Origin of the sequence: Corallococcus sp. CA041A, assembly GCF_003612075.1 — a bacterium.
Classification (GTDB): Bacteria; Myxococcota; Myxococcia; order Myxococcales; family Myxococcaceae; genus Corallococcus; species Corallococcus exiguus.
This window is the reverse complement of sequence record NZ_RAWF01000360.1, coordinates 1-8091: the sequence shown is the minus strand read 5'-3', so window position 1 is coordinate 8091 and position 8091 is coordinate 1. Positions and strand designations below refer to the sequence as shown.

The window sequence follows — 8091 nt, the reverse complement described above, 5'->3', positions numbered from 1 at the left end:
GCCCCACCCTGCCCGTGCAGGTGCCCGGAACCAGGGCGCTTTCCGTCGGGCCTGGGAACGGGGTAGGAGGAAGGGACTGGCATCCGCCTTGCTGACGGTGTTCCCCCGATGATGTTGCGTGCCCTCCCCCTCCTCCTGTGCCTGTTCGTGGCCGCTCCCGCCGGGGCGGCGTCCGGCCTGGAGCAGGCGCGCGCGAAGGCCCAGTCAGCGCGAACGGAGGCACGCACCCTGCGCACCCGGCAGCAGGGGCTGCGCGACGAGCTCAACGGCGTGGCCGCGCGCATCGAAGCGCTCAAGGCCCAGCGCCAGGGGAAGCTCACGGCGGGCGGAGAGCTGGAGTCCGCGCTGCGCCGTTCGCAGGAGCTGAGCGGAGAGCTGACGGGGCTGGCGCAGTCGGTGTCCGGCGCGGACGGCGAGGTGGAGCGCGCGCATCTGGCGCTGCACGGCGCGCTGTCCCAGGAGCTGACGCTGCTGCGCGCGGCGTGGGACGCGACGACGGACCGGACGGAGCGGGCGCGGCTGGTGGAGCAGATGCGGTCCGTGCGCGGCGAACGAGAGGCCGTGCGCGCGGCGCTGCCCGCCTCCCAGGTGCCAGCGCTGGATGGCGCGGCGCGCGGGGATGATCCGGAGGACCTGCTCGCGCAGGCGGACGCGCTGCGCGACTCCCAGGACAAGGTGCGCCAGCGGCTCCAGGCCCTGAAGGCGCGCATCACCGAGGTGCGCGAGGAGCGCGACCTGGACCGCCGCATGAACGACTTCCTGGGCGAGGAGTCCATGTTCGACGACCAGGACCGCCGCCTGCGCCTGCGCTCGATGGGCAACCAGGGCCTGCAGGTGGCCCCCACCCAGCGGGGCGGCCGGCAGCCGGAGGTCATCCCGGGCGACGCGATGGTGGAGACGCCGGACTACGCGGGCGACCCGACCAAGGGTCCGGGGGTCGGAGGCAATCCCAATCCCACCGCGGGCGGGCAGACCTCTGGCATCACCGCCAGCGACCGGCGGCCCCAGGTGGACCCGGTGCGCGCCCAGGCGCTGGCCGCGGGTGGCCTGGAGGACCTCTCCTCGCTGGAGCAGGAGGCCGCGCGGCTGGAGTCCCTGGCCAGCGAGCTGGACGGGCGCGCGGGCTCGCTGGAGCGCCGCGCGAAGACGCTGGCCCCCTGAAGCAGCGACGGGTGGCCGCTACAGCAGGCCGCCCTCCACCTCCAGCACCACCGTGGCCTGCACGCGCACCTCGCGCTCCGGCAGGCGCCCCGTGCCGCGCAGGATGATGGCCATGCTGGGCGCGGCCACGTAGGGCCTCAAGTCCACGCTGCCGTCCGTGTTCAACCCCACCGTGGGGTTGGGCGGGTTCAGGCCCAGGCCCGCGATGCCGTCCCGGGCCGCGAAGCGCGACTCGGAGTTGCCCGCGCGGGCCACGGCCTCCATCGAGTCCAGGAAGCCGAAGTCCTGATCGTTCGGGCTCAGGACCTTGAGCCTCATCGACGTCACCTGCACGCGCGTCACCTCGTCCTTGGTGACGTCGCGGTTCTTGAAGTCCTGGTTCTCGTTGAAGTCCAGCGAGGAGAAGCTGCTGATGGAGGGAAAGGCATTGAGGAGCGTGGAGGTGCCAGCGGGGTTCGCGGGCACCGTCGCCTCGCCCTGGACCTCCGTGGTGAAGGACGCCGGGGAACAGGCGACGAGCCCCAGACCGGCCACCGCCGCGAGGAAGGACGCGTAAGACATGGCCGCAATGTACCGGGCGGCCGGGTGCGCCGTCACCGACCGCGGGCACACCCCGGGTGTCCCGGGGACGACGCGGCCGTACGGGGCACTTGCGAGCGTGGGGATGCCAGCGGGCCGGAGTATGGTGCGCGCGTCTTGGACCGTCGCCTCCTCCCGCTCCTCCTGGCCCTCAGCCTCCCCTGGGGCGGAGGTGCGCGCGCGGCCGAGTGGCAGGGCTCGCTCCGGGGCACCGGCCGGCTGCTCGTGGACAGCAACGCCCCGCGCGACTTCTCCGACGGCGCGACGCCCGGCCCCGGCGCGGACCTGGCCATGAGCGTGCTGGGCGTGGCGGAGGGACGGGGCACCGGCGAGCGGGCCCAGGTGGTGGGCCGGTACGAACTGGGTGCGCGCAAGTACCTGGACTACGACAACGAGGACACGCTGGTGCAGGCGGGCGCGCTGGAGGGCTCGCTCGCCCTGGGCACCGAGTGGGGCGTGGGCGCGGAAGGCCACGCCAAGGACCGGCGGGGCGGCAGCCGCGCGTACTCGGACCTGGGCACCAGCCTCTTCGCCGAGTACGCCCCGGACGTGCGCCTGGCCCTGCGCGTGCGCCTGGGCGCCCGCCGCTTCGTGTACCGCCCGGACCACACGGCCGACTTCGGCGGCCCGGAGGTGGGCGTCCTGGGCCGCTACCGGTTGAGCCCGCGCCACACCCTGAGTGTGTTTGGCGAATGGGGTTCGCGCCGCTACGGCCCCTTCGCCCGGCCCTTCCCGGCCGTCACCTCATCCCCCGTGCGGCGGCAGGACGGCGCGCTGGTGGCGGGGGCGGGCTACACGTACCGGGGGCCGGTGAAGCTGTCGCTCAGCTATGCCTTCCAGGAGGTCAGCTCCAACAGCTTCGGTGAGACGGCCATGCGCCACCGGCTCGTCGGCAGCGCCGGGGTGCGGCTGCCGTGGCGGGTGACGCTCCTGGCGCAGGGGACGCTGGGCCTGGCGCGCTACCCGGACGGCATCTTCCTGTCGCCGGAGATCATCCTGGTGGAGGAGGACGAGGGGCAGAACTCGCTGTCCCTCAAGCTGGCCCGGCCCGTCTCCGCCCGCGTGGACATGGAGGTGTCCTGGGGCCTCTGGAGCACGCGCCTGCCGCGCAATGACTTGCGATACACGCGCCAGGTGTTCGGCGTGGGCTTCACCTGGCGCGACCAGGACTAGGAGCCCAGGCTCTGGAGCACCGTCAGTCCAGGTCGGCGATGCGCTCGTCGATTTCCTCGGCCAGGCTGGGGTGCTGCTGGGCGAGCGCGTGGTCCCGGGCGGTGGTGAGCACCTGCTTCGCCTTGTCCGTCTGGCCGGCCCCCGCGTAGGCATCCCCCAGGGAGACGAGGGCGGCGGCGTACTTCGGGTCCAGGCGGACCGCGGACTCCAGGCTCTGGATGGCGCTGTCGTATTCCTTGCGTTCCAGGTGGAGCTTCCCCAGGGAGAACCAGGCCATGGGGGCGTCGGGGAACTGGGCCACCATCTTCTTGAACTGCTCCAGGCGGGCGTCGCTCATGGACGGAACCCATTAGAGGAGCGCTGGAAGCTTGCCAAGGGTGCGATAGGGTATCCGCCACATGGCCACGAAGAAGAAGACCCCTGCATCCAAGAAGGCGAAGGCGAAGAGCACGACCCGGGCTCCGGCCCGCAAGAAGACGGCCGCCAAGAAGGCGAAGCCGGGCGTGCGTCCGCCCCCGCGCAAGAAGACCGCCGCCGCGCGCAAGAAGGCGCCGAAGCCCGCCCCCCCGCCGCCGTTGCCCAAGCCCGCGGAGAACGCGAAGGCGCGTGAGCTGGCGCGCCGCATCGGCGACCTGCTGCTGGACAAGAAGGCCACGGACGTCGTCATCCTCGACATGCGCGGGATGACGTCCTACGCGGACTACATCGTCATCGCCTCCGGCGAGAGCGACCGTCAGGTGAGCGCCATGGCGGAGAACGTCCAGGTGCAGCTCAAGCAGGGGGCGCAGCCCCTGCGCCCCATCAGCACGGAAGGCCTGGAGACGGGCCAGTGGGTGCTGCTGGACTACGACGACGTCGTGGCCCACCTGTTCAACGGCGAGGTGCGCGCCTTCTACGACCTGGACGGGCTGTGGGCGGACGCGCCCCGGGTGAAGCTGTCCTAGTCCCGTGAAGGTCCGCCTCCTCTCCATCGGCAAGGACCGCTCCGGGTTGTTCGAGCCCGCCGTGCAGGAGTACGCGCGGCGGCTCGAGCACTACACGCGCTTCGAGCTCCTGGAGCTGACCGAAGCGTCGGGCCGCAAGCTCAAGCCCGGCGAGGCGAAGTCCGCGGAGGCCGCCGCCATCCTCGGCAAGCGCAAGCCGCAGGACTGGATCGTGGCGCTGGACGAGCGCGGCACCCTGCTGGATTCGGTGGAGCTTGCCCGCTACGTCGCCAAGGCGCAGACGGGCTCGAAGGACCTGCTCTTCGTCATTGGCGGGGACGAGGGCCTGGACGACTCGGTGCGCGGCGCGGCGCATCAGGTGATGTCGCTGTCGCGGATGACGCTGCCCCACCGGCTGGCGCGGGTGGTGCTCATTGAGCAGCTCTACCGCGCGTTCACCATCCTGAAGGGCGAGCCCTACCACAAGTAGGCGGCCGGGCGGCCCGCCCCGAGGTGCTGGGGGCCTGGGCGTCAGGGCGCGTGAAGGGGCTGCGTCGGAGCGGCCATCATGAACACGCCCTCTTCTGAAACCTCCACGGCCGCCACCGTGCGCATCATCGCCTCGCCCCAGTCCTGGGTGGAGGGCGAGGCCGTCCGCCAATTGGAGGCCGTGTCGCGCCTGCCCGGGATGAGACTCGCGGTGGGCCTGCCGGACCTGCATCCCGGCAAGGGCGCTCCGGTGGGCGCGGCCTTCGAGTCCGAGGGCTTCCTCTATCCCTATCTCGTGGGCAGCGACATCGGCTGTGGCATGGGGTTGTGGGACGTGGACCTGCTGACACGCAAGGCGAAGGCGGAGCGGTGGGCGGCGAAGTTGGACCTGGAAGGGCCGTGGGTGGGGGACACGAAGGCGGTGCTCGAGGAGCACGGCGCGCGCGGCATGGGTTTCGAGTCGGCGCTGGGCACGGTGGGCGGCGGCAACCACTTCGCGGAGGTGCAGCGGGTGGAGGAGGTGCACGACACGCGCGTCTTCGAAGCGCTGGGCCTGCGGGAGGAGCGCTTGCTGTTGCTCGTGCACTCGGGGTCACGCGGGCTGGGGGAGGCCATCCTGCGCAAGCATGTCGACCGGCATGCGGCGGGCGGACTGGCGGCGGATTCGGACGAGGCGCGCGAATACCTCCAGCGGCATGACGGCGCGGTGCTGTGGGCGAAGGCGAACCGGGCACTGGTGGCGCAGCGGACGTTGGATGGGATTGGGGCGACGGGGCGGCGGGTGTTGGACGTGTGCCACAACAGCGTCACCGCGCGGCATGCGGACGGACGCGTGGGGTGGTTGCACCGCAAGGGCGCGGCGCCGTGGGACGATGGTCCGGTGGTGATTCCCGGCAGCCGCGGTGCCCTGAGCTATCTGGTGCTGCCGGTGGGCACGGGCGAGCAGAGCGCGTACAGCCTGGCGCACGGCGCGGGACGCAAGTGGACGCGCACGGCGGCGCGGGAGCGGCTGAAGGAGCGCTTCACGGCGGAGTCGCTGACGCGCACGTCCTTCAAGAGCCACGTGGTGTGCGAAGACCGGGACCTGCTCTTCGAGGAGGCGCCGCCGGCATACAAAGCCATCGACCGCGTGGTGACGGACCTGGTGGAGGCGGGGCTGGTGAGGGTGGTGGCGACGCTGGCGCCGGTGCTCACGTACAAGACGCGAGGCCGCACGGCGGAGTGAGCGGCACGGGGCTCGCACGAGGGGCACGGGATGCGCTGCCCCTGTGAGTCCCGGTGATGTGGAAGGCCCTGTTGGATCTGGTCTATCCGCCCATGTGTCTGGCCTGCGCGAAGGTGCTGCCGGGCGCGGGCGCGGTGTTCTGCGAGCCGTGTGACACGGCGCTGGAGCGGCTGCCTCCGGTGTGTTGCCGGACGTGCGCGGAGCCGGGCGCGTTCCCGGGGAACACCTGTCCCCGCTGCCGGACGGTGCCACCCCCGTTCAGCCGGGCCTGGGCGCCCTTCGCGCATGAAGGGCCGGTGGCGCGAGCCATCCACCGGTTCAAGTACGAGGACCACCCGGACCTCGCGGCGCCATTGGGGGTACTGCTCGCGGACGAGGCGCGGCGGTTCTTGAGGACCGCGCCCGGATGCGTGGTGGCGTTGCCTCTGCATGTGCGGCGATTCCGGAAGCGGCAGTACGACCAGGCGCACCTGCTCGCGGCGGAGCTGGCGAAGGCCACGGGGCGGACGGCGCCGGGGGATTGGCTGAAGCGCACGCGGGAGACGCGTAGGCAGGTGGGGCTGAGTGAAGCGGAGCGCACGGGCAACGTGGCAGGAGCGTTCGTGGCGTCGCGGGCGGTGAAGGGGCAGGAGGTGTTGCTCCTGGACGACGTGTTCACCACCGGGTCCACCGCGCGAGCCGCCGCGATCGCGCTGCGGGAAGCGGGGGCCACGCGCGTGGAGGTGCTGACCTTGGCGAGGGCGTTCACCCTCGCCTGATGACTGTGATTCAGCCCTGGGACTTCTTGAGCCGGGCGAGCTCGGCCTCGAGTTCCTTCAGACGACGCTCCAGGCCCTCGCGACGCTGAAGCTCGGCCTCCAGTTGGAGGACACGCTCTCTGTAGCTCAGCAGCGGCGTGGCGCTGGTCCAGAGCTGGAGGCGCTCTCCTTCCGTCTGGAATTCGAGTCCCAGCACCTTGGAGACGTATCGCCCCCGCTGTGGTTCGAGGCGGGTGTAGACGCGCGCATCGGGTGTCTCGAGCTGGTAGCACTCCAGCGTGCAGTCGCGTCCGTCGAGGATGAAGTACTCGGGAATCCCCAGGCGGGCATAGCGCTGCACATTGGCTTCGGCGGCTGTCTTCCGGTCGCCGCCCGCGTGCACCTCCATGACCCAATCCAACCCGTGGGCCTCGGCGCTACACACCCACTTGTCGCGAGTGCGCTGTTCCGCATCCAGCACGACCAGCAGGTCCGGCGCGAAGCGTGGCTCCTCGGGGTAGTAGATGGGGAGCGCGGAGCTCACATAGGCCCGTCGGGACTGCTGGGCCCAGTATCTGCGCAACACATTCCAGACGTAGGTACGCGGGCCGGTGTGCCAATCCCCTTCTGGCATTGGCATCTCATTCCACGTCACCTCGCCGGGCAGGGACGCCACGACCTGTGCCCGCTCCTCTTCGTCCATTGCATCCCATGCAGCCTGGGAGGGCGCACGTGGATATTCGAGCACAACCTCTGGAGTCACATCTTCCATGAAGGACATGATGGGTCGTCTCCATGGCAGGGTCAATCACCCGGGCGCCGTCTATGCTTCGCGGCGAATGACATCCACACCGGCCCCCATTCCTGGCAACGAGCCGAACGCGCAGCCACGGTGTGGCCCGCATTCCAGGGTCGCGACGGAGGCGTGCTCGCGCTGCGGTGGCTTCATGTGCCGGGCGTGCATTGCGCCGGACAGTGAGCCCGCGCACTGCCGGACGTGCCGGAAGCACCTGCTGGCGACGGGCGCCATCGTTCCCAGCAATCACTCCACCCTGGGCGAATACCTGGCCCAGTTCAGCGGGTTGATTGCCTTCCTCACCTCAGTGGGAATCTATCTGGCGCTCCGTACGGACTGGTCCGGGCTGTGGCTGATCGGCTTCACATTGGGCCTTGCCTGTGGCGTCGCAACGCTCATCCTGGAGCGGAGCCGCCTCCGCCCCGGAATCGTCGCGCCCGCCATCATCGGCATCCTGCTCAACGGCCCTCCGTTCCTCTGGGGAATGCTGGGGGTCGTGCTGCCGATCATGGCCAGCAGATGGTGAATCAGCGCGTCTTCGCCGTCTCCAGCGCGAGCGCCTCACCCCGCAACTGCGCGTCCAGCCAGAACGTCCCGCCCGGCACGAGCGAAGCCACGAAGGCCAAGGCGATCCGCTTCACACCCCAGCGGTATTCGATGGCCGCCATCATCAGCGTGTAGAGATACGCCATGAACAGCAGGCCGTGCGCCATGCCCACCACGCGCACGCCCAGGGGCATGTGCAGCACGTACTTCAGCGGCATGGCGATGAGCAGCAGCACCAGGAAGGACAGGCCTTCCCAGAAGGCGACGAGGCGGAAACGGCCCAGGGCGGTCTTCAGCATGACGTCCTCTCTCCTCCGCCCATCCCCTGCCGTCAAGACACCCGACGCTACGACCGCGCCTGCCCGCTCCAGGGCCCGCCTGACGTCAGGGCATCCCGGATGTCGGAAGCATCACGCCCTACGCCTTCCTCCACCCGTCCAGCCCCGGAGGCTGTTATCCCCC

11 protein-coding genes are annotated in these 8091 nt (G+C 70.7%); 7 read left to right on the top strand and 4 right to left on the bottom strand.

Annotated elements, in window-relative coordinates; translation table 11 throughout:
* Positions 1–108: 108 nt before the first annotated feature.
* Entirely contained in the window at positions 109–1161 is a 1053-nt protein-coding gene (locus tag D7V77_RS38440) for a TetR family transcriptional regulator (RefSeq protein WP_120581197.1), read from the top strand.
* Positions 1162–1179: 18 nt separating this feature from the next.
* Here D7V77_RS38440 and D7V77_RS38435 read toward each other — a convergent pair whose 3' ends face one another.
* Positions 1180–1722 carry a hypothetical protein gene (locus D7V77_RS38435; RefSeq protein ID WP_167547812.1) on the bottom strand — a complete coding sequence of 181 codons (543 nt, stop codon included), beginning with the start codon at positions 1720–1722 and terminating at the stop codon, positions 1180–1182.
* Between the two features lie 135 nt (positions 1723–1857).
* Here D7V77_RS38435 and D7V77_RS38430 point away from each other — a divergent pair, with 135 nt between their 5' ends.
* Positions 1858–2913, top strand: coding sequence for a hypothetical protein (locus D7V77_RS38430; protein ID WP_120581196.1), 1056 nt, complete (start codon positions 1858–1860; stop codon positions 2911–2913).
* A gap of 22 nt (positions 2914–2935) precedes the next feature.
* Here D7V77_RS38430 and D7V77_RS38425 read toward each other — a convergent pair whose 3' ends face one another.
* A complete protein-coding gene (locus D7V77_RS38425) occupies positions 2936–3250 on the bottom strand; it encodes a tetratricopeptide repeat protein (protein ID WP_120581195.1) in 315 nt (104 codons plus the stop codon).
* A gap of 61 nt (positions 3251–3311) precedes the next feature.
* Here D7V77_RS38425 and rsfS point away from each other — a divergent pair, with 61 nt between their 5' ends.
* The 4 genes from rsfS (at position 3312) to D7V77_RS38405 (ending at position 6308) form a co-directional block, all read left to right on the top strand.
* Complete coding sequence (gene rsfS / locus D7V77_RS38420) at positions 3312–3857, top strand: ribosome silencing factor (RefSeq protein ID WP_169822374.1); 546 nt, start codon at positions 3312–3314, stop codon at positions 3855–3857.
* Between the two features lie 4 nt (positions 3858–3861).
* Positions 3862–4326, top strand: a complete 465-nt coding sequence (locus tag D7V77_RS38415; RefSeq protein WP_120581194.1) for a 23S rRNA (pseudouridine(1915)-N(3))-methyltransferase RlmH — start codon at positions 3862–3864, stop codon at positions 4324–4326.
* Positions 4327–4404: 78 nt separating this feature from the next.
* Entirely contained in the window at positions 4405–5550 is a 1146-nt protein-coding gene (locus D7V77_RS38410; protein ID WP_120581193.1) for an RNA ligase RtcB family protein, read from the top strand.
* Positions 5551–5606: 56 nt separating this feature from the next.
* On the top strand, positions 5607–6308 hold the full coding sequence (locus tag D7V77_RS38405; RefSeq protein ID WP_120581192.1) for a ComF family protein: 702 nt from the start codon (positions 5607–5609) through the stop codon (positions 6306–6308).
* Positions 6309–6318: 10 nt separating this feature from the next.
* Here D7V77_RS38405 and D7V77_RS38400 read toward each other — a convergent pair whose 3' ends face one another.
* Entirely contained in the window at positions 6319–6921 is a 603-nt protein-coding gene (locus tag D7V77_RS38400) for a Uma2 family endonuclease (RefSeq protein ID WP_233597494.1), read from the bottom strand.
* A gap of 136 nt (positions 6922–7057) precedes the next feature.
* Between D7V77_RS38400 and D7V77_RS38395 the strand changes: the two genes are divergently transcribed.
* Entirely contained in the window at positions 7058–7609 is a 552-nt protein-coding gene (locus tag D7V77_RS38395; protein WP_147452294.1) for a hypothetical protein, read from the top strand.
* A 1-nt stretch (position 7610) separates the two neighbouring features.
* Here D7V77_RS38395 and D7V77_RS38390 read toward each other — a convergent pair whose 3' ends face one another.
* A complete protein-coding gene (locus D7V77_RS38390; RefSeq protein ID WP_120581190.1) occupies positions 7611–7928 on the bottom strand; it encodes a DUF3817 domain-containing protein in 318 nt (105 codons plus the stop codon).
* Positions 7929–8091: the final 163 nt, after the last annotated feature.

Excerpts from the sequence above, each read along its gene's own strand:
- D7V77_RS38435 (WP_167547812.1), bottom strand. The coding sequence starts at position 1,722 with ATGTCTTACGCGTCCTTCCTCGCGGCGGTGGCCGGTCTGGGGCTCGTC.
- D7V77_RS38425 (WP_120581195.1), bottom strand. The coding sequence starts at position 3,250 with ATGAGCGACGCCCGCCTGGAGCAGTTCAAGAAGATGGTGGCCCAGTTC.
- D7V77_RS38405 (WP_120581192.1), top strand. The coding sequence starts at position 5,607 with ATGTGGAAGGCCCTGTTGGATCTGGTCTATCCGCCCATGTGTCTGGCC.
- rsfS (WP_169822374.1), top strand. The coding sequence starts at position 3,312 with ATGGCCACGAAGAAGAAGACCCCTGCATCCAAGAAGGCGAAGGCGAAG.
- D7V77_RS38390 (WP_120581190.1), bottom strand. The coding sequence starts at position 7,928 with ATGCTGAAGACCGCCCTGGGCCGTTTCCGCCTCGTCGCCTTCTGGGAA.
- D7V77_RS38410 (WP_120581193.1), top strand. The coding sequence starts at position 4,405 with ATGAACACGCCCTCTTCTGAAACCTCCACGGCCGCCACCGTGCGCATC.
- D7V77_RS38400 (WP_233597494.1), bottom strand. The coding sequence starts at position 6,921 with ATGCCAGAAGGGGATTGGCACACCGGCCCGCGTACCTACGTCTGGAAT.
- D7V77_RS38440 (WP_120581197.1), top strand. The coding sequence starts at position 109 with ATGATGTTGCGTGCCCTCCCCCTCCTCCTGTGCCTGTTCGTGGCCGCT.
- D7V77_RS38395 (WP_147452294.1), top strand. The coding sequence starts at position 7,058 with ATGAAGGACATGATGGGTCGTCTCCATGGCAGGGTCAATCACCCGGGC.